The following is a 22,657-nucleotide window of genomic DNA, read 5'->3' as shown; positions in this document are numbered from 1 at the left end:
CTTTTTATTTCGTGTCTGCTGCAGCTTAAGCTTGAAACGGCTCCTCAATCGAGGCGTAATCCTCGTTGTGGTTCTCCGCCGAACCTTTCAGCAACTGCTGCTGCCAGGGGCGCAGGGCGTGCACGGTTCCGAGCTCAATGATGTCGGCGATGAGGCGATTGCTGAGCACCATGTTGGCCATCGTGCTGCCGTGGTCGGTAGCGAGGTGGCCTTTGAGCGCCATCAGCAGCGCTTCGCGGGCATCGGCGCGGGCAGCAGCGGGGCCATTGAGCCGGCGGCGGAACGGAAACTTGCGCTGCTCGGCCGGCAATGGCGCATCGGGCGCCAAATCGGTGGTGCCGATGGCCAGCAGTTGCTCGGCATAAGGCGGGCGCTTCAACTCGGGGTGCAGGCCGTTGGCGGTGCGTAGCTGCAGGGCCGTTTCGATGGGGTTGCGGGTGAGCTCGGCCAACCGGTCGTTGCTGAGCACGTGGTAGGGGGGACGGTCGAGCTGCCGGGCCACGGCATCGCGCAGCATGTACAGCTCCCGGAAAACGGGCATTTCCTGCGCCGAAATCTTGTATTTGGCGGCGTTGCGCGACCACGGCCGTGGGTCGTCGCGCCCGTAGCGCACGGCTTCGAGGGCAAGGTTTTCCTGCGCGGCCCAGTCGGCGCGGCCCAGTTCGGCCAGGCGCGCGCTGAGACGGTCAGTGAGCTGGAACAGGTAGAGCACGTCGTTGGCAGCATATTCTTTCTGCGCTTCGGTGAGCGGGCGCTTCAGCCAGTTCGATTTCTGCTCGCCCTTGTCCACCTCGAAGCCCAGCTCGGCCTGAATGAGGCGGCCCAGCGAAATATTATTATCCTCGGCAGCCAATAAGGTAAATTGGACACTGGTGTCGACAATATTGAGGCAATTCACGCTGAATACCTCGTCGAGCAACAGAATGTCGGACTTGCAGGAATGGAACACTTTGGCCACGGCTGGGTCGCGCAGCACGGCGAACAGCGGCTCCAAATCGGCGGCCATATCAGGCAGTGGCAGTGGGTCAATAAGGTACACCTCCTGGCCATCAAATACCTGAATTAGAGCCAGATGTCGCCCATAGCGGTGGCGCATGTCGTCAAACTCCAGGTCGATGCCAATGCGGGGCAGGGTGGCAAAATGCGCGGCGGCGGTGGCCACGGCCTCGGCGGTGGTCAGGTAATGAATGGTGGGCATTGAAGCGAAATGCAGAACGAAAGGGAGCCGTCCAGAGGCCGGGCCCGGAATAGGAGGGTAAAGGTAGGCACGGCAGCCACGGTTGCCGAAACTACTGCGCCGAACACAAAAACCGGCGCCAAGTATGGCGTGTGCATTTATATTCGCCGAAGCATCGTGCAGGATAGTAGATGTAAAGTGTGAAGTTGCCATCCTTTCTGGGTTATACTTCGCTTTCCTTTCGGACCATCTCTGCGGAAAGTTGTTCCCGTTTTATCACTCACCAACCCTTTTGTTCAAATGAAGCAAACCCTATTACTCCCTTTCAGGCTCCTGCTACTATTGGTAGCATGCTTGTATTCGGCATCGGCCTGGGCGCAGACCAATGCCATAAGTGGCCGCGTTACGGCTTCGGATGGTGGTGCTCTCCCCGGAGCTACCATCTTGGAGCGTGGCACCACCAACGGCGTAAGCACCAACGTTGACGGCGCCTTCTCGCTGAGCGTGCAGCCAAATGCCACCCTGGTGATTAGCTCGGTAGGTTACACTTCGCAGACCATTGCAGTGGGCAGCCAGAGTGTCATCAACGTAACGCTGGCGGCGTCGGCTACGCAGCTGAGCGAGGCCATTGTAGTGGGCTACGGCACGCAGACCAAAGCTGATGTAACAGGTTCGGTGGTGTCCTTGACCACTAAAGACATTGCCAATGCCCCGGTCCAGACCTTCGAGCAGGCAATTCAGGGCAAGGCAGCAGGCGTGGTTATTGAAAACTCCAGCGGTAAGCTCGGGCAGGGCATCAAGGTGCGGGTTCGCGGTACCTCCTCGGTGAGCGGCGACACGCAGCCGTTGTATGTGATTGACGGCATTCCGGTGCAAACCGACAACTTCTCTTCGACCAGCGCCCCGACCAACCCAATTGCTGACATCAACCCGAACGACATCGAGAACATCACGGTGCTGAAAGATGCAGCGGCTTCGGCCATTTACGGCTCGCGCGGTACCAACGGCGTGGTCCTCATTACCACCAAGCGTGGTAAAGCAGGCGCTACCCGTTTCAACATTGGCTACCAGAACGGTACCAGCGAGGCCACGCACCTGCGTGAGTTTCTCAATGCCAAGGAGTACGTAGAGCTGTTTACAGAGGCCCTGAAAAATGCCGGCCGTTCCGATGCCAGCATTGCTAACCGTTTTAAGGGCTATGCCGCTGGCGTAGCTGTTGATGCGAACTACAATGTAGATACGGACTGGCAGAAGCAGGTATTTCGCAAAGGCAATTTCAGCCAGTACGACCTGAACGCCAGCGGCGGTACCGACAAAACCAAGTTTTTTATCTCGGGCCAATACAGCACCCAGGAAGGCATCTTGGTTGGCAATAAGCTGCAGCGCATTGCCGGCCGCTTCAACGTCGACCACCAGGCAACCGATAAGCTGACGCTAGGGGCCAACGTGGGCCTGTCGCGCACGCAGAACAACCGCCTGCCCAACGACAACGCGTTCAGCAACCCGGTGCAGATTGTGGCCCTGGCTCCCATCACGCCCCTGATTGACCCGCGCACCGGCCTCACCAGCGGGGCACTGGATTTGGCCACGGGCAACCCCAACAACAACTTTCCCTTCTACTACAACCCTTTGCTGGGCATTCAGAACAACGCAGCTACCTATACCACCTATGGCTACCGGGCGCTGGGCAACGTGTATGCGCAGTACGAATTTCTGCCCGGTCTCTCCTTCCGCAGCGAAGTAGGACTCGACCTCCTGAACCAGGACGAAGACCAGTACTTGGCCCGTGTAACGTCGCGTAACTCCAACCCGACCAACGGCTTCGGGTTCAGTGCTCATACCACCAGTGCCCGCTTCACCACCAACAACTTCTTCTCGTACCGCAAAGTGCTGGGGGAGGTGCACAGCATCGAAGCCACTTTGGGTACGTCGTATGAGCAGCGTCGCGCAACGGGCAACAGCGTGTCGGGCACGCAGTTCGCCAGCGATGCCTACCGCACGCTGAGCAATGCCGCTACCTACACTGCTGGCAGTTCATCTAGCACCAGCAATGCCCTGCTTTCTTACTTTGGTCGCGTCAACTACGGATTCGCCAACAAATACCTGCTGGGTCTGAGCGCCCGTGTCGACGGCTCGTCGCGCTTTGGTGCGAATCAGCGCTACGGTTTCTTCCCGGCTGCTTCGTTGGGCTGGGTCGTAACGGAAGAAGCATTCCTGAAGGACCAGAAGGTGCTGAGCTTCCTTAAGCCGCGCATCAGCATTGGCCGCACCGGCAACCAGGGCTTCACCGATTTCGCTTCGTTGGGCCTGTATTCGGGTACCTCGGGCTATGTGGGCGTGCCCGGACAGCGTCCGAGCCAGCTCGAAAACCGCGACCTGAAATGGGAGTCGACTACCCAAAGCGATGCTGGCATCGAGTTTGGCTTGTTCAACAACCGCGTGAGCGGGGAAGTAGACGTGTACCTGAAGCGCACGACCGACCTGGCCCTGTTTGCACCAGTGCCCGCTACTACTGGTTTCCCTGCTCAGTTCCGTAATGTGGGCAACCTCGAAAACAAGGGGGTCGAATTCGCCCTGACTACGCGCAACTTTGTGGGCGACTTCAACTGGACGAGCACCTTTAATGCTTCGCGCAACGCGAACAAGGTAACCAACCTGAACAGCCAGCCCATTTTGGGCCAATACCTGAGCCGTGCGCAGGAGGGATACCCACTCGGTGTATTCTTCGGCCCCGAGTATGCGGGAGTAGACCCCGCCACCGGTGACGCCCTTTATTACCGCAACACCGCCAGCAACGACGGCACCAATACCGGTGTCATCAACCACGCAGCCGGTACCACTACAGCCGTCGATTCGGCCCAACTCGTGAATGTGGGCGACCCCAACGCGCGCTGGACGGTGGGTTTCACCAACACCATTACCTATAAAGGTTTCGACCTGAGCGCGACCCTGACGGGAGTGTTTGGCAACAAAATTTTTGACGGTGGTGCTCAGTTTTACTCGGTTGCTTTCAACAACGGCCCCGACAACCAGACCCGCGACCAGTTGAACCGGTGGCGCAAACCAGGCGACAACACCGACGTGCCGCGTGCTGATTATCTGAGCGGGAACGGTGCGGCCAACTCTTCGCGTTTCGTGCGCGACGGTTCGTATGGTCGCCTGCGTACCGTGACGCTGGGCTACAGCTTGCCGGCAGCTTTTGTGAAAAAGGGCTATCTGCAGTCGGTGCGGGTATACGCGCAGGCGCTCAATCTGCTCACCTTCACCAAGTACAAAGGCTGGGACCCCGAAGTAAATACCGACTACCTGGCTTCCAGCACTACGCAGGGCAACATCAACCAGGGCATCGATTTCTATTCGGCCCCGCAGCCGCGCACCATCACGTTCGGTATTAACGTCGGCTTCTAGAGTCGGCCTTTTCCCTCCTTTGACTTCCTTATTAATATGAAAAAAATCGTTTATGCGCTGGCCACTGCCCTGCTACTGGCCGGGCCGCTCAGCAGCTGCAACAGCAAGCTTGACATCGCCCCCGTCGACAGCATTGCGGCCGACAAGGCGCTTCTCACGTCCTCGGACGTTGAGGCGGCCCTAGTGGGCTGCTACACGGGTATTCAGAACGCCGAAGCCTACGGTGGCTACATCCAACTGATGTCGGACCTGCTGGCCGATGACGGCGAAATAACCTTTATTGGTACGTTCATTCCGCCCAACCAAATCAACCGCAAGTCTATTCTGAAGGACAATGGTTTCGTGTCGGCCATTTGGGTGAATGCCTACAACGTCATCAACCGCACCAACAACGTGCTGGCGAACATCGACAAGCTCGATACTCCCGCTAAAAGGGCCCGCGTCGAAGGCGAAGCCCGCTTTATACGGGCGGCCATGTACTTTGAGCTGGTGCGCCTGTATGCCCGCGACTGGGCCGACGGCACGCCCGCTTCCAATCCCGGCGTGCCGCTGGTGCTCACGCCTACTAAAGTGGTCGATGCCTCCTCACAGGTAGCCCGCAATACGGTTGCCGAAGTGTATGCGCAGGTAATTTCCGACTTCACCACTGCTGAAAGCAAAATGACGGCTACCTCGTCTGCTGGCAGCTTTTTTGCCAACAACGCCGCCGCGGCGGCCATGCTTTCGCGGGTGTACCTGCAGCAAGGCCGCTTCACGGAGGCAGCCGCGGCAGCTAACCGCGCCATCACGAGCAAATACATCCTGAACCCGAGCTACGTTGATGAGTTCTACTCGGGGGCCGACTTGCTGGGCAATTCCAGCGAGGATATTTTCGCCATCCAGAACTCGGCTCAAAGCGGTAGCAACCAGCTTAACACGTTTTATTCATCCAACCAGCGGGGCGATATTTCGGTCGAGCAAGCACATTTGGACCTGTACGACCCCAAAGACGAGCGTCTGGAATTGTTCGACATCACAGCCGGACAAACCTACAGCCTCAAATACGATTCGCAGTATGGCAACATTAAGCTCATCCGTCTGGCTGAAATGTACCTAACCCGCGCCGAAGCCAACTTCCGCGCTGGCACTACAGTTGGGGCAACCCCACTGTCTGACATAAACCGTGTACGCACTCGCGCGGGTCTGGCCCCCTATACCACCCTCACGCTCGCCAGAATTTTGAATGAGCGCAAGCTGGAACTGGCCTTCGAAGGGTTCCGCTTGGCCGATGTGAAGCGCAACCGCGAAACCGTGCATGACCCCAGCGGGGTAGCACTGCCTTGGAATTCGCCCCGCCTGATTTTCCCAATTCCGCTGCGCGAAATCAATGCAAACCCCAAGCTGACCCAGAATGCAGGCTATTAGCCCACTAGGCATTCATTGATGAAAAAAGGCCCGTCGCACTTGCGACGGGCCTTTTTCGTGGTACCGGTGAGCCGAATGCCCCGGCTGGGCTCTGGGTCATTTATCACCCATCAGCAACTGGGGCATTTGACTGCGCCCGCCGCCCATGATGATGACCTTGGCATTGGGCGAAGTGGCAATGGCCTGGTTGGCTTTGATGGTTTCGTACTGCAGCAACTTGTCGCTGAGTTCGGTGTTCACGATGCGCTGGTAGTCGGCAATGCCTTGGGCCTCAACTCGTTTGCGCTCAGCTTCCTGCTTCTCCTTTTGCAGCACGAACTGCATCTTCTGGGCGTCCTGCTCGGCCGAAATCTTGCTTTCGATGCTGGCCTTCACCGACTGCGGCAACTGGATGTTGCGAATCAGCAACTGGTCGAGCCGCAAGCCGTTGCGCACGAAATCCTTTTCGATGGACGCCAGAATTCGGGTCTGGAACTCTTCGCGCCGCGTCGAGTATAGCGCCACCGCGTCGTAAAACACGGCCCCGTCGCGGATGCGGGTACGCGAAATGGCCCGCACAATCTTGTCCTGGTAGTCTTCGCCGATGGTGGCCAGGATTTTAGGCGCTTGGTCAGGCACCACGTGGTAGAGCACGGTGAGGTCGATGACGACCTCCAGGCCGTCGGCCGAGAGCACACGAATGGCGTCGTCGCCGGCCTGTTGGCCCTCGCTGTGCACCGCCGACATGGTGTAGTTCTGGGTGCGGGTATCGAAGCGCGTGACGTCCACCAGCGGGTTCACCACGTTTAGGCCGGGCTGCAGCACGCGTTTCTGCACCTGCCCAAACAGTGTTTGCACGCCCACCTGGCCCACGCCTACCTGCACCACCGTGCTCAGCGCCAGTCCCAGCACCAGAAACGCGCCGCCCAGGAAAATCAACCCGCCGCGCAGGCGCTCCAGGCGCTCCGAAAATCGCGAAGCATTCAGGCCCAGCGCCAGAATGATAAAACCGAGGATAACGAGTGTCATGGTGAGTGAAGTTTGATGTGCTGGTTATTGAATGAACTGATATAGTTGGCGAGAAGGGTGGGCCTGAATTGATTGTTCCTAAACCCCCTTTCGCCTGAAGCCCCGTAGCTGGGTGTTATCCGAATGCTTTATCCGTTAACGCCTCAATCCTCGTCGGTTTCAAAGTTCAGGGTGCGGGCCAAATCCACGCTTTCCTGGGCAATTTCTTCGAGCAGTTCCGGCGCATCGGCATCAAGAGTGCGGCCGAAAAGGTTGAGTAGCTCCTCGCCTTCCTCGTTCACGTAGAGGTTTTCGTAGAGGCGGTCGAACAGCCGGGCATCGCGGCCCACGATACGGTCAATGTCTTCGGGCGAGCGGGCCTCGTTCAGGGCGCGGTGCAGCACGTCGAGTACCTGGCGGCTTTCGTCGTGGTCGCCCAGCTCCGATACCAGCTTCAACAGGGCCATGGCCAGGCCCAGGCGCACCTGCTCGAAGCGAAAGGGCAACTGAGCCGGTGGTGCCGTGCGCAGCTGGTCGTGGGCACGCAGGGCAGTAGGAGTGAGGTAGTACTTCACGTCGTTGGGGGCCGTGAAGGCAAGGTGCAGTAATTGTTCGTAAGGACTCATGATAAAATCAACGGTTGAGGCCGCAACCGAGGCGGCAGGGGTGCGTAGGCGAAAAGGCGCAAGGTACACGCTGGCCGCAGCCCCGGGCATCAATCGCCAGGAACTGTGCAGCATTACATCCATCTTTCCTCACTTATTAATTCCGATGACCCACAAAGCAAAATGGCTACTATTTGCCCCCTCCGGATTGGCCGTTATTGGCGCAGGAGCCAGCATGATACACTGGGCCGGCAGCCTAAAAGACCAGGACGCGCCAACTTCTAAGTGGTTGGCCGCTGGTACAGCAGCGCTGGTTGTCTTCAATGCCGGCATTAGCCTATTTGGGCGCGGCGTGGTCGAGAAGGTGTTGCACGAAGTGCGCGAAAAGCCCCAGCCTCGTTAAGTGCTGCATAATAGCCGCTTTTTTAGCTTGTAGTCAGGATGCGAGGCGGAGCTTACCCAAACGTTTTACTATGCTGCAAAGGGGCTTTAGTAAGAGACCAAGCTGCTTTAGCAGCCTGCTGCAGCACAACGTTGTAGCAGAAGATGTTGAATGGTGAATACTTCCGACCTGTACGCTGCGTGCTGGGCGTGCTGGCAACTACGGGCATAAAAAAAGACCCCAGCCATGGCCGGGGTCTTCCTGGAAATACGGAAAGGAACAGTTCTTGGAAAGGACTATTCGGTTTTGGCTTCCGCTTTCTGCGTAACCTGTACTGTCTTGTTGCCTACTTTTTGGGCACCGCGCTTCACAGCGTGGCCGGTTTTCTTGGCGCCGCGCTTAATGGCGCTGCCCGTTTTGTGAGCTACATTACCAGCAGCATCTTTCGTGTTATCGATGGCCTGGCCAGTGTTGGTTTTGCCGGTTTTAGTCACCACTTTGGTGGTGCCATTGTCGCGCACTTTTACTTCGGTAGAAGGAGTGGTTTGAGCAAAAGCGGTGGTGGCAAAGGCAAACAGGGCGAGGAACAAAGTTGCTTTTTTCATAATATTATCAGAAGGAAAAGGGTTTGTGGGGCTTGTACGCTCCCATCTGCCAAAGGTTCTTCCACTACCGTGCCAGCTTATTCAATGCTTGCAACCAATTGCCTGTGGGGCACTACGGCAGCAGCAGCGAACTGTCGCCGTAGCTTAGGAAGCGGTAGTCATGGGCCAGCGCATGCTCGTACACTGCCCGCCAGCCCGGCCCCAGTAGGGCGGCCACCAATAGCAGCAACGTGCTCTCGGGCTGATGAAAGTTGGTGATAAGCCCATCTGCCAAACGAAAGCGGTAGCCCGGTGCGATAAGCAGGCGCGTGCTCGCCTCCAGGGTGTCGGTGCCCCGGGCTTCGAGGTAGTGCAGCAGCGCCTCTAGCGCCGCCTCCGGGCTAATGCTGGCCGTGGCGTCGGCTTGTTCGTAGGGTTGCCACTGCGTCACGAGCAGTTCAGCGGGCGCAACAGGAGCAAGCACCAAGCCTGCACCCAGCCAATACAGGGTTTCGAGGGTGCGAAGGCTGGTAGTGCCCACCGCAATAACCGGTGCGGGCCGGTGCGCCAGCAGCTGGCGCAGGAGTGCTGCGGTTACAATTATGGGCTCGGTGTGCATGGGGTGGTCGGCCATGCGGTCGGCCTTTACTGGCTGGAAGGTGCCCGCGCCCACGTGGAGCGTAACGTGGCCGGTGGCAAACCCCCGGGCCTGTAGCTCCGCCAGAATTTCGGGCGTGAAGTGCAGGCCGGCCGTGGGCGCGGCCACGGCTCCTTCGGCAGCGGCGTACACCGTCTGGTAGCGCACGGCATCGGCGGCGGTATCGGGCCGGTCGATGTACGGCGGCAGGGGCAGGTGGCCAGCGGCGCGCAGCACTTCGGCAAAGGGCAGTTCGGCAGGTTCCCAGCGGAAATCAATGAGGGCCGTACCAGCTTCCTGGGCTTGGCGCCCGGCATGCAGCGCGGCCACCTGGCCGTCGGCCGTTTCAAATTCGAGGCTTACCAGGCCGTCTCTCCAGCGGCGGCCATTGCCTACCAAGCAGCGCCAGGTGCAGTGGCCCGTTTGCTGCAACGCCAGCTCCAGGCTGCGGTGCGGGGCCACCGGCTCCAGACAAAACAGCTCGACCTGCCCACCCGTGGGGCGCCGGGCCAGCAGCCGCGCGCGTACCACCCGGGTATCGTTGAAAATAAGCAGCGCGCCCGCGGGCAGTTCGCCAGGAAGGTCCCGGAAGGTTTTATCCGTGATGGTGCCACCACGACTCACCAGCAGGCGGCTGGCCGCGCGGTCGGGCAGAGGCTCGGGCGCAATGCGCGCGGCGGGGAGCGGGTAAGTAAAATTGTGAATGGAAAGCTGGCGTGGGTCGGGGTTCATGCCGCAAAGGTCGGACAGAACGGGTATCCCGAAACGTGATTTCGGCCCGCATAGACGACCCATTGTTGAATCATTCATGCGAGCCGAAATAAGCATTTAACGTTGGCCTGTTTATGGGCGCTTAAATAACAGCAGGTGCTGCTGCGGCAGCGTTTCGATGGAATCGGTGAGTACCAGCCCGACTGCGGCCATTTCCTTGCGGGCCTGTCCGATGCTCATCTTGTGAATGCGCTTAATGGGCACGTTAGCGTCTTCGGCTCGGTACTCGACCAGCGCCAGGCGGCCGGTGCCGGGCCGCAGCGCCCGCCGGATGGCCCGGCCCATTTCGCGGGGGTGGTCGAACTCGTGGTAGGCATCGACGATGAGCACCACGTCGACGCTGTCGGCCGGTAGGGCCGGGTTGGTGGTAGTGCCCAGCACGGGGCGCACGTTGCGGACTTTCAGCTTCTGCTTATTTTCCTGGAGCGCGGTAATCATTTCCGGCTGAATGTCAACGGCCAGCACCTGGCCGCGCGGCACCCGTTTGGCCAACTGGAAGGAGAAAAAGCCGGTACCCGCGCCAATGTCGGCCACCACGTCGGTCGGCTTCAGGTTCAGCTCGCGCAGCAGAATGTCGGTGCCTTCTTCCTGGCGGCGGCCGGTGCGCTCGAGCCAGTTGGCACCTTCGTGGCCCATGACGTGGGCAATCTGGCGGCCCAGGTAATATGTGCCGATGCCGTTGGGGTCGCGCGGGGCCGCCATTTCGTAGCCGGTGGTGTCGGAGGCCACGGCCGCCGACAGGCGGCGCTCGCCCAGCAGCGAAGGGCGGCTTTCGACGGGCACCTGGGTGCAACTGGTGGCCGCTGCCAGCAGGCCCACGCCCATACTGATGCACATAAAACCAAAAGCCCGCTGCTCGACTGGAAGATAATGCCTCATACAGAGCGCAAGTAAGTACATTTGCTGGCCTCAACACCAACCGGCCACCAGGGGTTCAGCAGCTGATGCCGGGCTGGAAAGCAAATTCGAGGTACTGTTCAGCCACAAAGTTTTTGCCCAATAACAGCCAAAACCAGTTGGTCGCCGTAGAATCGCCAAATCCACTAATTACCCCCACACCCATGAAAAACCATTTCTCCACTGTCAGCAAGCTCGTTGCCGCTGCCGTTTGCGCCCTCTCGCTGGGCAGCTGCAGCCGGGCCGAATACGCGATGCTGCCCAAGGGTGCTTCGTACCACGGCGTAGCCCGCGCGGCTACTCCGGTGCCTGCCCCGGCTCCCGTTGCGGCGGTTCCCAACACCGTGGCACCCGAAACGGCCACGCCTGCCGAAGCGGTAGCCGCCAGCAATTCAGTCCCCACGCAAGTGGCCCGCGAACGGACATCCACCGAAAAGACGGCCAATGCCGCCGCCGCTACTACCATTGCTACCACCACCGCTGCGAAGCCCACCCTCCTGCAGCGAGTGGCTCTGAATAAGGTAACCCGCAAAATGGACAAGCTAATGCAGAAAGCTGGCTCTGTTCGTTCGCACGACAACACGGCTTCAACGGCGAAAGGCGGCATCAGCGGCAACCTGCGCACTGGTCTTATCCTTCTCCTGATTGGCCTCCTGGTCGGTATATTTAACGGTCTGATAGGAACCATTATCGCCCTTATCGGGGTAATATTTATTGTGCTCTGGCTGCTTGACTCGTTGTAGGACGCTTTCGGGTAGACAATAAAAAAGACCCGCTCAGCTAGTGAGCGGGTCTTTTTTTGTCGCCACGAGGCCCGGCAGCTACATGGGGTCCACGTCGGCCACGAGGCGTGCCTGCCGGAACTCCTTCTGGTCCTTCACCATGTCCATGGCTTCGCAAATCAGCTGCTTGGCTTGCTTGAGCACGGTGTGGGCCCGGTCAAGCTTGATGGTGATTTCCTGGAGGTAGAAATTGCGGATGCGAAAGATGTAGGGCGCTTCCGGCCCAAGCACGGCGGCGCGGCCCAGGCGCTCCACCAGCTCCTGGGTCAGCAAAATAGCGGCGGCTTCGCCCACGGCTTGGTCGATGTGCTTCACCGTCATTTTGATGACGCGCATGAAGGGCGGGTAGCCGTGCTCGTGGCGCTGCACGATTTCGTAGTTGTAGAACTCGATGTAGTCGTTGCGGATGACCTTGTCGAAAATCACCTGCGTGGGGTCGGCCGTTTGGATGATGACCTTGCCCTTCTTGCCCTTGCGCCCGGCCCGGCCGCTCACCTGCACAAACATCTGGTAGGCCCGCTCGTGCGCCCGGAAATCGGGGTAGTGAATGATGCTGTCGGCGTTGATGATGCCCACCAGGCTCACGTTCGCAAAGTCGAGGCCTTTGGTTACCATCTGGGTGCCCACCAGCACGTTGGTGGCCTGCTTCTCGAAGTCGGCGATGATGGTCTGGTAGCTGTTTTTGGCGCGGGTCGTGTCCAGGTCCATCCGCTGGATGTTGGCCTGCGGGAGCATGATTTTGAGGTCGTCCTCAATCTTCTCGGTGCCGAAACCCTGGGTTTTCACGGCCCGCGAGCCGCAGGCGGGGCACTTGCTCACCATGCTGTCGTGGTAGCCGCAGTAGTGGCAGCGCAGCTCGTGGCTGTGCTTGTGGTAGCTCAGGCTCACGGCGCAGTTCGTGCATTTCGGTATCCAGCCGCAGTCCTGGCAGGCCACCACGGGCGCGTAGCCGCGCCGGTTCTGGAACAGAATCACCTGTTCCTGGCGGCCCAGCGTGCGCTCCACTTCGCCCAGCAAATCGGCGGTGAAGTGGTTGTGCATGGTTTTGTGTTCGCGGGCCTTGCGGGTATCCACCAACTCAATTTCCGGCATGCCAGCCTCGCCGAAACGCTTGGTGAGGCTCACCAGCCCGTAGCGGCCCTGCTTGGCCTGGTAGTAGGTTTCGACGGCCGGGGTGGCCGAACCCAGCAGCGTTTTGGCTCCCTGGAAGTTGGCCATCATCAGGGCTACTTCGCGGGCGTTGTAGCGCGGGGCCGGGTCGTACTGCTTGTAGCTCGATTCGTGCTCTTCATCCACGATGATGAGCGCGAGGTTATCGAAAGGCAGAAACACCGCCGAGCGCACGCCCACCACCACTTGGAAGCGACCCGAGAGCACGCCATTCCACACTTCCACCCGTTCGTTGTCGGAGAATTTGGAGTGGTACACGCCCAGCCGCGTGCCGAACACGCGCATCAGGCGGGTCACAATCTGGGCCGTAAGGGCGATTTCGGGCAGCAGATACAGCACCTGCCCACCGCCATCCATAGCTTTGCGGATGAGGTCGATGTAAATCTCGGTTTTGCCCGCGCCCGTCACACCGTGGAGCAGCGCAATTTCCTTTTCGCCGAAATGGGCCATTATTTCATCGCGCGCCGTGGTCTGGGCTTCAGTGAGCGAGAAATTCATTTGAATAGCGCCCTCGTTTTCGAGCGGGAACCGGCTCACAATCTGGTCGAATTGCTCCAGCACGCCGTTTTTGATGAGCGTGTTGACCGCTGAAGCCGAGAGGTGCGGGCTGCTGGTGAGGTAGGCTTTCTCGATGCCGGCTTGGTTGGCGTGCTCGTTCTGGTACACGGGCACGCGCTGCATGTACTTCATCAGCACATCGAGTTGCTTGGGCTTGCTGGTGAGTTGCTCGAATAGCTGCTCCAGCGAGGCTTCGGCCACGAAATGGTGGGCCAGCCGCACCTTCTTCACCACCTTGGGCGCGTACTTGTCGGCCGTGTGCTCGAAGAGGAAAATCACGTCCTTGTGCATCAGCGACTTGATGACTTTGTGGAAGGACGTGATGCCCAATAGGTCGCCGACCTCGGTGAACGTCAGCGCCTTGCCATCTTCTACCACACCCAGCGCGTCCACAATCAGCTCTTCCTGTGTGGAGAGCGGGTACTCGTTTTCCTCCCGCGAAAAGCCCGGGTGCAGCTGAATGCGCGACTCCGAACTGAGCTTTAGCGCCGAAGGCAGCGCCGCGTTAATCACCTCGCCAATGGTGCACATGTAGTAGTCGGCCATCCAGCGGAACAGCTTGAGTTGCGGCTGGGTAACTACGGGGGCATCGTCGATGAATTCGAGGATGTATTTGGCCTGGTAATCTTTGGGTGCCGTTTCATGCACTGCTGCCACAATGCAGCTAAGCGTCTTTTTGGCTCCAAACTGCACGATGACGCGGCCGCCAATCACCACACTGTCATTCAGCTCGTACGGCACCCGGTAGGTGTAGAGCCGGGGGAGGGGCAGGGGCAGAATAACGTCGGCAAACAGCGTTACCCGGTCGGGCGCAGGCGCGGCGGCGGGAGCAATAAAATCAAGCGTGAGACTCAAAACAGGTATAGCGTAGGGGCGGATAGTAAAGATAACAGGACCGTAGCGGCGCACCACCGCGTCGCTGCTTACAGCGCCGCCAGCGCCTCGGCCACGCCATACACCGGAGCCTGGCAGGCATAGTTGCGGCACACGTGCAAGGCCGTGCGGCCATCAGTTGGCGTCGGCAGCAGCTTCAGCAATGGCAGTTCCGAAGCCGCTTCGGTGCCAGCCAGCACGGTGTCAAACAGGAAATGGCGACTGATTTCCTCCCGGAAAGCCTCCGCATCCGGGCCTTGTATGGCAATTTCGGCGCCCGGCCGCAACAGTGCGGCATATAGCGAAGCCCAGTTGGTAAGGTGCTGCGGCTCTTTCACCACCAAATGGCGCAGTTGGAGCAGCATTTCAACCGCCAAGTCGGTATATTGAGCCTTCTCGAGGTGCCGGCCTAGGCGGCGCAGGTTGTGCGCCATAACGGAGTTGGAAGCCGGGATTACGTTATCGAACAACTCTTTTTTGCGGGCAATCAGTGGTTCAGCGCGGCTGTCGGTGTAGAAAAACAACCTTTCCGTCGGGTCGAAGAAGTTGGCCAGCACATATTCCGTCAGTGTTTCGGCCTTGCGCAGCCATCTTTCGGTGAAGGTGACTTCGTAGAGGCTGATGTAGGCCTGAATGACCAGCGCGTAATCTTCGAGAAAGCCGCTAATGCTGGCGCGGCCGTTTTTGCAGGTCCGGAACAGGCCCGCACCGTCGCGCAGGTTCGCTTCGATGAAGCGGGCGTTGCGCTCGGCCACCACCAGAAACTCGGGCTCTCCGAAGGCCCGGTAAGCATCTGTCAGGCCTTGCAGCATCAGCGCATTCCAGCCGGTGAGAACTTTGTCGTCGAGGCCGGGGCGCACGCGCACAGCGCGGACAGCCATTATTTTCTGCTTCCAGCCCGTAATTAGCTCAGGCAGAACCCCAGGCGCAAGCTGATGAGCGGCCGCAAAGGCCTCGTCGGTTTCGCGGCGGTGCAGGATGTTGCGGCCGTGTTCCCAATTGCCGGCAGCCGTGCAGTTGTAGTAGTCGGAAAACAGCGGCTCCTCATCGCCCAGGATTTGCCGCAGCTCTTCTTTCGTAAAAACGTAAAATTTGCCCTCTTCGCCTTCACTATCGGCATCGAGCGAGGAGTAGAACCCGCCCTCGGCATTGGTCAATTCCAGCCGGATGAATTCAACGGTATCATACACCGTTTCCCGAAAAAGCTCGTCCTGAGTCAGCTGGAAAGCCTCACTATAAAGGCTCACCAATTGGCCGTTATCGTACAGCATCTTCTCGAAGTGCGGAGCCAACCACTCGCCATCGACTGAGTAGCGGGCAAATCCGCCGTGTACCTGGTCGTATATCCCGCCCCAGGCCATTTCCCGCAGCGTCAGCACCGCCTGGTCCAAGACAGTACGGCTGCCGCTGATGACGTGGGCCCGCAGTAAAAAGCGCCAGATGCTGGGCATCGGAAACTTCGGAGCGCGATTCATGCCGCCACTTTCCCGGTCGAAATTCGTGCTCAGATTATACACCAGCAGCTTGAATTCCTCATCGGAAACACCAGCCGGGCCAGTTTGCGGGGCCACGCCAATGGCATTCAGCGCGGTATGGTCGGCTTCCTGGGCCTTGTTGCGGCTATGGCTGCCGTATTTGGATAGCTCGCTTTTACCAATCACCTCCATGAACCGCTCCGCCGATTGCTCCAGCTCGGCCCGGTGTTCTCCGGCGTAGGCTTCGCCAATGTTGGTGAGCAGCTTGGTCCAGTTGCCTTGCGGAAAGTACGTGCCGCCGTAAAACGGTTTGGCGTCTGCCGTCAGAAACACATTCAGCGGCCAGCCGCCCTGCAGGCCCATGGCGTGCAGGGCATCCATGTAAATCTGGTCCACATCGGGCCGTTCCTCGCGGTCGACCTTTATGCAGACAAAATGCTCGTTCATTACCGCCGCCACGGCCTCGCTCTCGAACGATTCGCGCTCCATTACGTGGCACCAGTGGCAGGCCGCATAGCCAATGCTTACCAGAATAGGCTTCTGCTCGGCCTGCGCACGGTGCAGCGCCTCGGTTCCCCACGGGTACCAATCCACGGGGTTGTGGGCGTGCTGCTGCAGATAGGGGCTGGTTTCCTGGGCGAGGCGGTTGGTGTGCGAAGGAGTGTGGGCCATAACGAGCAAAGTAGGGGAGGTATTGAAACACCAAACCCGGCGAAAAAGGCCGGGTTTGGGAAGTAATTAACACAAGAGGCCGAATATCAGCCGCAAATTCTGCTAGTTTACGAAGCTGGCTTTTTCGGCACCTTGGCTTTTGCAGCTACCTTTTTACCTGGGTCGGCTTTCTCAGCTCCCGCCTTCGCGGGGGCCTTTCGCGCCGGAGTTGGCTTTGCCGGTGTCGGCTCAGCAGTTGCTTTTGCCGTCTTAGCAACAGGTTTAGCTTTTGGCGTTGCAGCAGGCAAAGCAGGTTTAACCAGCGGTTTGGGTGCTCGTTTGGCAGTGGGTTCAGCCGACGGTATAGTCGGTGCAGCAGCTTTATCAGCTACAATTGCTACTGGCTTAGCTGCCACCTTGGGGGCTTTCGCTGGTTTTGCAGGAGCATTAGCTGCTTGTGCCACTCCGGTAGCTTTTGCCACCTTCTTTCCAGCGGCACCTTGCATCGGAGTAGTTGCAGCATCAACCGCTTTTGCTGGTGTTGCGCTAGGTGCGGGCTTCGACATTTCTTTCGCCGGCGCCACCGTTTCAGCCGCAGCAGGTTTGCCAGGTGTGGTTTTGGCCTTTGGCTTCGGCCTCCCGCCAGTGGAAGAATCACCCAAGCCTGAAGCTTCTACCATCGCCGGAGCTATTGGAGCACTTGAAGCTGATGGGTCGGCTCGTTGCGCAGTTTCCGTAGCAGTCACCGTTTTAGAAGCGAGTGCCTTTTTGCTGCGTGGTTTGGGCGCTCCCTGTTTTGCCGGTGTAGTTGGCTCAACCAATGAAGCCGACGTGCCCGTGAGCCGTCCCGCGGCTACCTGGGAGCGTAGCACCAGCGTGTCATCTGCCGGAATTATCGGGCTGTCAATCGCGGGCTTTTCGGTGCGCCCACCTACTTGTGCCCGGCTTTTGCGCTTCGACGGCTTCGCTGCCTTCGGAACAGCAGGGGTCGTGGCTTGGTTGGGCTCGTTCGCTGCTGTATCGGAGGTAGCCGATACCAGGACTACTGGTGTCGCGGCCACCGCGGGCGTTGCGCCGCTCATTGGAAGCGTAGCCACGGGCTGTTCCTGGGGCTGGCGATTACCGCGCCGGTCGTTGCTGCGGGCAGCTATGAGTGCTTCTTGGTCAACAACTGCTTCAACGGCACCGCGCGGGGTGGGCGCCGAAGCGGAGTTGTGGTCTGCATCGGCGGCATCGGCTGCTACCGGGCGGTTACCCTTTTTCTTCTTGCGGTTTCGGCTTTTGCGCGAAGAAGAATTCGGTGTTTCCTGTTCCGAATCAGCTGGTGCTCCAGTAGAAACTGCTGGGTCTTCAGGAGTAGCATTCGTCGCTGGTGCCGCTGCCGCCGCAAACAGCGGTACCCGGGCCACACCGCGGCCGCCTTCATTTCGCCGGTCTGGGCGTGGCTCCCGGGCTGCAGGAGCCGCTGTAGTGCTTTCTGCCTGGGTTGCTCCCATCGAAGCAGATACCTCAATTGGCATTTCTTCCGCGGCCGTTTCCAAAGCTTCGGCTGAGGCTGCTAACTGGCCTTCATCCAATCCCATCTCCGCTGCCAGCCGCAAGGCATGTTTGCGTGCCGTACGCTTGGCACCGCCCCGTGAGCGGCGCTTTTTCTTCCGGCCTGCTTCCATATCTGCCACATCAGCAGCTGCATCAAGAGCCTCAGGCGTATCGGGAGCTAAAGCAACCGGTGCCAACTCTACAGGCACTGATTCTGTTAGAGAAGGCTGCTGGGCGTATTCATCCGCCTCCTTAAAGCTGGGCGCCTGAAACTGCTCGGTTTCGGTTGGCTGTGCTGGTTGGCCCTTGCCGCGCCCGTCGCGACGGCCTCGCTCGGGCCGTGCTGCCCGCTGCGCCCGAAACTCCTCCGGCGACAGGCGCGGGGGCCGCGATTGACTCTCCGTTAGCTGCGCTGGTCCGGGAGCCTCACTTATCAAATTCTCGGGTACAGGCGTAGGCATTGGGCCAACGGCACCTTCGCCAATGTCAATCCGCTCCTCGTCGTCCTCCGGCTCGGGGGCACGTTCAGGCTGAGCGGGGAGGGGCAGTGCTTCCAAACGGGCGTGCACACTACGCAACTCGTTGGCCACGTCAACCTTACGCAGGCTGAGCTGCTCCAGCTTTTCGCGGGTACTCTCCAGAAACTGCCGGTGCTCGGGCGCGCCCTCGTGCAGCGGCCGGTGGCCCAGTGCCTGGCGCACCCCCGTCCACTCCTTGCGGAAACGGCCAAAGTCAGCATCGAAGTAGGTGCGCGCAAACTTGTCCCAGATATAGTCCTCGGCCACTTCCGACGGGTGCAGCATATCGGCCGCGTAAAAGCGGTAGTCGCGCAAGTCGTCCGTCAGCAACTCGAACGCCGGAAAATAAGCCACGCCCGGCAGCAAGTCGCTCACAATATGGGTGGCCACGCGCAGCACCGACTTGCTCACCGAATTCAGCGGCAGCGTGTCTTTGAGATGACGCACCGGGCTTACAGTCAATACAAAGCGGAGCTCTGGGTTGATGCGGCGCAGGTAAGCATGCGTCTCAGCCAGGGCATTAATGATTTCATCCGGCGTCAGCAGCTCGCGCACAAACAGGTCGGCGGGCTGCTTATGGCAGTTGTTCACCAGCTCACCGGTTTCACGCAGGCGGTAAGCCCAAGCCGTGCCCAGGGTCAGCAGCACCAAGTCGGTATTGCGCAGGAAGTCGCCCGTTTGGCGCACCACTTCCTGAATGTATTGCAGCAGCTCCACCGGCGAGTCGGCCCCCACGCTACCGTGCAGGTCGTAGCTCTGCCAGCGGCCGCGCGCCTGCACCAGGTGTTGTTGCCAGTCTACTTCCTCGCCAGCGGCTGCGCGCAGCAGCCGTGCCAGCGCCAATGGCTGAAACACGGTGCCAAACGGGTTTACTCGTGTTTCTACCTTGTGGGCTTCCAGCCGCGCGCCAATGCTGTCGGCGAAGCACGAGCCCATCGTCAGTACCCGCGCCGTGCGCGGCAGTTGCCCGGTAGCCGGGGCAATGGTCAATTCAGTTCTAAACATTAAAGCAAAAATAGCCCTTAACCGGACACGCGTCCGAAAAACGGAATAAAAAAAGCCCTGCCGACAGGCAGGGCTTTTCAATCTGGCAAAGAAACCGAGACTACTCGGCTACCACGCGGAATTTTACCGTGTGCTTTACTTCCTTGTGCAGGTTAGCCGTAGCGGTGTAGTCGCCAGCCGAAGCAGGCTCCTGGTCGAACGACAAACGCTTGCGGTCGATGTCCACACCCTTAGCTTTCAGCGCTTCGGCCAACTGCAGGGTGGTCACGCGGCCAAAGATTTTGCCGCTCTCACCCACCTTGGCGGGGATGTCCAGTACCATGTCACCAACCTGGTCGGCAATGGCCTGAGCGTCACCTTTGATTTTGTCGGCTTTGTGTGCGGCCTGGCGCACGTTCTCGGCCGTGATTTTCTTGTTCGTCTTATCGGCCAGCATGGCCAGACCCTGCGGCAGCAGGAAGTTACGGCCGTAACCCGATTTCACGGTTACGATGTCGTTCTTGTACCCGAGGCCCTTAACGTCGTCTTTGAGGATAATTTCCATTGTCTTGATTAAGATGTGAGAGCTTGGCTCTTAAAATGTTAGAGGCACAGGGCTGCTAACATTCCAAGTTCTGAGCTCTCAGGTCTAAGGTCTATTTCAGAGCGTCGGCTACGTACGGCATCAGGGCGAGGTGACGGGCCTTGGCGATGGCCTGGGTCACTTTGCGCTGGAATTTCAGACTGGTGCCGGTGAGGCGGCGGGGCAGCACTCGGCCCTGCTCGTTCACAAACTTCAGCAGGAAGTTCGGGTCTTTGTAGTCCACGTACTTAATGCCGTTCTTCTTGAAGCGGCAGTATTTCTTGCGGTTGTCCTGGGGCTTGTTGTTAGCCGACCGGTCGTTGTTGCGGTTGAATGCGGGAGATGCCATTGTCGATGCTGGATTATTGGGCTACGGCTTCGGTTTCCTTGGCAGCCTTCTGCTGGTTCATTTCGCCGTTGCGGCGGCGGTTGTTGTACTCCACGGCGTGCTTATCGAGCACGGTCGTGAGGAAGCGGATGATGCGCTCGTCGCGGCGGAAAGCCAGTTCGAGTACGTCCACGATATTGCCTTCGCCAGTGTAGGACAGGCAGAAATAGTAGCCTGTGCTCTTCTTTTGAATCGGGTAAGCCAGCTTGCGCAGGCCCCAGGCTTCGGTGGATAAAAGGGCGGCGCTATTTTCCTTAAGCACCTGAGTGAACTTCTCGACCGTTTCTTGCACCTGGCTCTCGTTCAGAACGGGAGTCACGATGAAGACCGTCTCGTAATTTCTTTGTTCCATTACGATGGGGGTGAATTGTGGGTATAAAAAAATTGATTGGGGCGCAAAGGTACTGACTTTCCGGCACATTGCCAAGGCCCGCCACACTATTGCTGGTAATCAGGCCGACACAAGAATGCCCGCACATTGCGGCAATCGGCTGGACCCAGGCTTTAATCGGTTGCTACCTATATATAAGGTGTAGGCCAACAGTCCGAAACCTTCAGAAAAAAGCGCCACTAAATGTGCTTTTGCGGCCAACTAAAAGTGAGAGTTGCCGGTTCAGTTTAAGAGCTTTCTGAACCATCAGGCAATCTGTTGCAAAACCAGTCTGTTCGAGGCCGCTGTGGTTGGGGCATCGGGTCTTGGGCGTCGCCGAAAGTGGTTAAAAAGCTGTTATTATGAATGTGTGCAACGGCCAGGACCCCCCGGAAATTGCACCCCATTTTTTGCCGCCTACGATTCCTGACCTACATTTGTGGCCTTGAAATGCCCCTAGCGTTTCGCTTTACCCTCTATTTATCTATGAAGAGCCTTCGACTTCGCTCGTTACCTCATCTGTTGCTGGCGCTGGTGCTCACGTTTGCTGGCGTTCAGCAGGCAGCCGCCCAGGAAGCCGCCACGGTGAAAAAGGAAGGGGTAGTTCCCGGTGCAACTGCTGCCGCTACTCCCGCAACTGCTACTGCTCCCGCCGCTGGTGGGGGCGATGCCGCCGCCATCGCTGCCGGTGATGCCCTCTTTAAAGGCAACTGTGCCCAGTGCCACGCCGTGAATGAGCAGGTAGTTGGTCCGGCTTTGGCTGGCATCACCAAGCGCCGCCCCATTTCCTGGCTGATTCCCTGGATTAAGAACTCCAGCAAAGTAGTAGCCAGCGGCGATGAGTATGCCGTAGCGCTTTATAACAAGTACAACAAGCAGCAGATGCCCTCGTTCGGCCTGTCGGACAAGGAAATTACTTCGATTGTAGCCTATGTGACTTCGCAGGAAGGACAAGGTGGTGGAGTAACTGCTAAGAATGCCCCCGCTGCTGATGGAAAAGACGGTGCTGCAGCCGCAGATGGCGGGACTGACGCTGGCTCCGGCAAGTATGTTGACATCCTGCTCATCGTGTTAGTAGTAGTGCTGATTGTGCTGGTGGTGACGCTGGTAATCATTGGCAACCTGATGCGTGACGTACTGCGTGGCCGCAAGGACCTCGACGGCCGCGACGTTGAAATCCTCGACCAGCGCTTCGACTGGAGCAAATTTTACCGCTCGCCCGTGTTGCGTGGTATTGTAGGGACGGTTTTCGCCCTCGTTTTACTTTATGAAGGCGTACAAAGCGTGATGGCAGTAGGCCTGACCCAGGGCTACCAACCCACGCAGCCCATTGCTTTCTCGCACAAGCTGCACGCCGGCGAACACCAGATTAACTGCGCCTATTGCCACACTTCGGTGTACAAGGCAAAGTCAGCTAATATTCCCTCGGCCAACATCTGTATGAACTGCCACTCGCAGATTAAGACGGAGTCGCCCGAAATCAAGAAAATCTACCGCGCCATCGAGCGCAAGCAGCCCATCCAGTGGGTGCGCGTCCACAACCTGCCCGACCTGGCGTATTTCAACCACTCGCAGCACACGCAGGTGGCCGGCCTCCAATGCCAGACTTGCCACGGCCCCATTCAGAACATGGAAGTGGTGTACCAGTACTCAGCTCTCACGATGGGCTGGTGCATTAACTGCCACCGCGAGATGCCCCTCAACACCAAGGATAACAAGTACTACGACAACCTCGTGAAGCTGCACGACACCAAAAATGGTGGTGCCCCCTTCACCGTATCGTCCAACGGCGGTACCGAGTGCTCGAAGTGCCACTACTAAGCAACTGAATTTGGTAGGGAGTACTGGGTAGTCAGTATTCTTGCCTGCCCTTGTTAACTACTGACTACCCAATACTGATTACTGATTACCCCT

17 protein-coding genes are annotated in these 22,657 nt (G+C 58.8%); 5 read left to right on the top strand and 12 right to left on the bottom strand.

Annotated features, from left to right (window positions below):
- Window positions 1–25 precede the first annotated feature (25 nt).
- Window positions 26–1,198 carry a ribonuclease D gene (locus ABD837_RS20655; RefSeq protein WP_345058394.1) on the bottom strand — a complete coding sequence of 391 codons (1,173 nt, stop codon included), beginning with the start codon at window positions 1,196–1,198 and terminating at the stop codon, window positions 26–28.
- Between the two features lie 279 nt (window positions 1,199–1,477).
- Here ABD837_RS20655 and ABD837_RS20650 point away from each other — a divergent pair, with 279 nt between their 5' ends.
- A complete protein-coding gene (locus tag ABD837_RS20650; RefSeq protein ID WP_345058392.1) occupies window positions 1,478–4,585 on the top strand; it encodes a SusC/RagA family TonB-linked outer membrane protein in 3,108 nt (1,035 codons plus the stop codon).
- Between the two features lie 36 nt (window positions 4,586–4,621).
- Window positions 4,622–5,989, top strand: a complete 1,368-nt coding sequence (locus tag ABD837_RS20645; protein ID WP_345058390.1) for a RagB/SusD family nutrient uptake outer membrane protein — start codon at window positions 4,622–4,624, stop codon at window positions 5,987–5,989.
- A gap of 96 nt (window positions 5,990–6,085) precedes the next feature.
- On the opposite strand, the gene ABD837_RS20640 is transcribed toward ABD837_RS20645, so the two are convergent.
- Complete coding sequence (locus tag ABD837_RS20640) at window positions 6,086–6,997, bottom strand: prohibitin family protein (RefSeq protein ID WP_345058388.1); 912 nt, start codon at window positions 6,995–6,997, stop codon at window positions 6,086–6,088.
- Between the two features lie 143 nt (window positions 6,998–7,140).
- Window positions 7,141–7,602 carry a hypothetical protein gene (locus tag ABD837_RS20635; RefSeq protein WP_345058386.1) on the bottom strand — a complete coding sequence of 154 codons (462 nt, stop codon included), beginning with the start codon at window positions 7,600–7,602 and terminating at the stop codon, window positions 7,141–7,143.
- Window positions 7,603–7,747: 145 nt separating this feature from the next.
- Here ABD837_RS20635 and ABD837_RS20630 point away from each other — a divergent pair, with 145 nt between their 5' ends.
- Complete coding sequence (locus ABD837_RS20630) at window positions 7,748–7,984, top strand: hypothetical protein (protein ID WP_345058384.1); 237 nt, start codon at window positions 7,748–7,750, stop codon at window positions 7,982–7,984.
- A gap of 275 nt (window positions 7,985–8,259) precedes the next feature.
- Here ABD837_RS20630 and ABD837_RS20625 read toward each other — a convergent pair whose 3' ends face one another.
- The 3 genes from ABD837_RS20625 to ABD837_RS20615 all read right to left on the bottom strand — a co-directional run bounded on the left by ABD837_RS20625 (window position 8,260) and on the right by ABD837_RS20615 (window position 10,834).
- Entirely contained in the window at window positions 8,260–8,568 is a 309-nt protein-coding gene (locus ABD837_RS20625; RefSeq protein ID WP_345058382.1) for a hypothetical protein, read from the bottom strand.
- A 112-nt stretch (window positions 8,569–8,680) separates the two neighbouring features.
- On the bottom strand, window positions 8,681–9,916 hold the full coding sequence (locus ABD837_RS20620) for an S-adenosylmethionine:tRNA ribosyltransferase-isomerase (protein WP_345058380.1): 1,236 nt from the start codon (window positions 9,914–9,916) through the stop codon (window positions 8,681–8,683).
- Window positions 9,917–10,027: 111 nt separating this feature from the next.
- Window positions 10,028–10,834, bottom strand: coding sequence for a class I SAM-dependent methyltransferase (locus ABD837_RS20615; protein WP_345058378.1), 807 nt, complete (start codon window positions 10,832–10,834; stop codon window positions 10,028–10,030).
- A gap of 182 nt (window positions 10,835–11,016) precedes the next feature.
- Between ABD837_RS20615 and ABD837_RS20610 the strand changes: the two genes are divergently transcribed.
- Window positions 11,017–11,595, top strand: a complete 579-nt coding sequence (locus ABD837_RS20610; RefSeq protein WP_345058376.1) for a hypothetical protein — start codon at window positions 11,017–11,019, stop codon at window positions 11,593–11,595.
- Between the two features lie 78 nt (window positions 11,596–11,673).
- On the opposite strand, the gene priA is transcribed toward ABD837_RS20610, so the two are convergent.
- The 6 genes from priA to rpsF form a co-directional block, all read right to left on the bottom strand.
- Window positions 11,674–14,217 (bottom strand): replication restart helicase PriA, encoded by a 2,544-nt coding sequence (priA, locus tag ABD837_RS20605; RefSeq protein ID WP_345058374.1) that lies wholly within the window; start codon window positions 14,215–14,217, stop codon window positions 11,674–11,676.
- Window positions 14,218–14,285: 68 nt separating this feature from the next.
- A complete protein-coding gene (locus ABD837_RS20600; RefSeq protein WP_345058372.1) occupies window positions 14,286–16,382 on the bottom strand; it encodes a thioredoxin domain-containing protein in 2,097 nt (698 codons plus the stop codon).
- Between the two features lie 107 nt (window positions 16,383–16,489).
- Window positions 16,490–19,423, bottom strand: a complete 2,934-nt coding sequence (locus ABD837_RS20595; RefSeq protein ID WP_345058370.1) for a GSCFA domain-containing protein — start codon at window positions 19,421–19,423, stop codon at window positions 16,490–16,492.
- A 100-nt stretch (window positions 19,424–19,523) separates the two neighbouring features.
- Complete coding sequence (gene rplI, locus ABD837_RS20590; protein ID WP_345058368.1) at window positions 19,524–19,967, bottom strand: 50S ribosomal protein L9; 444 nt, start codon at window positions 19,965–19,967, stop codon at window positions 19,524–19,526.
- 91 nt (window positions 19,968–20,058) lie between these two features.
- On the bottom strand, window positions 20,059–20,334 hold the full coding sequence (gene rpsR, locus ABD837_RS20585) for a 30S ribosomal protein S18 (protein ID WP_241934763.1): 276 nt from the start codon (window positions 20,332–20,334) through the stop codon (window positions 20,059–20,061).
- Window positions 20,335–20,347: 13 nt separating this feature from the next.
- A complete protein-coding gene (gene rpsF / locus ABD837_RS20580) occupies window positions 20,348–20,725 on the bottom strand; it encodes a 30S ribosomal protein S6 (RefSeq protein ID WP_345058361.1) in 378 nt (125 codons plus the stop codon).
- Window positions 20,726–21,229: 504 nt separating this feature from the next.
- Between rpsF and ABD837_RS20575 the strand changes: the two genes are divergently transcribed.
- Entirely contained in the window at window positions 21,230–22,564 is a 1,335-nt protein-coding gene (locus ABD837_RS20575) for a c-type cytochrome (protein WP_345058359.1), read from the top strand.
- Window positions 22,565–22,657: the final 93 nt, after the last annotated feature.

The organism is Hymenobacter glaciei (assembly GCF_039539585.1).
Lineage (GTDB): Bacteria > Bacteroidota > Bacteroidia > Cytophagales > Hymenobacteraceae > Hymenobacter > Hymenobacter glaciei.
Note: the sequence above shows the minus strand (reverse complement) of the source record. Positions and strands in the feature narration are given on the sequence as shown.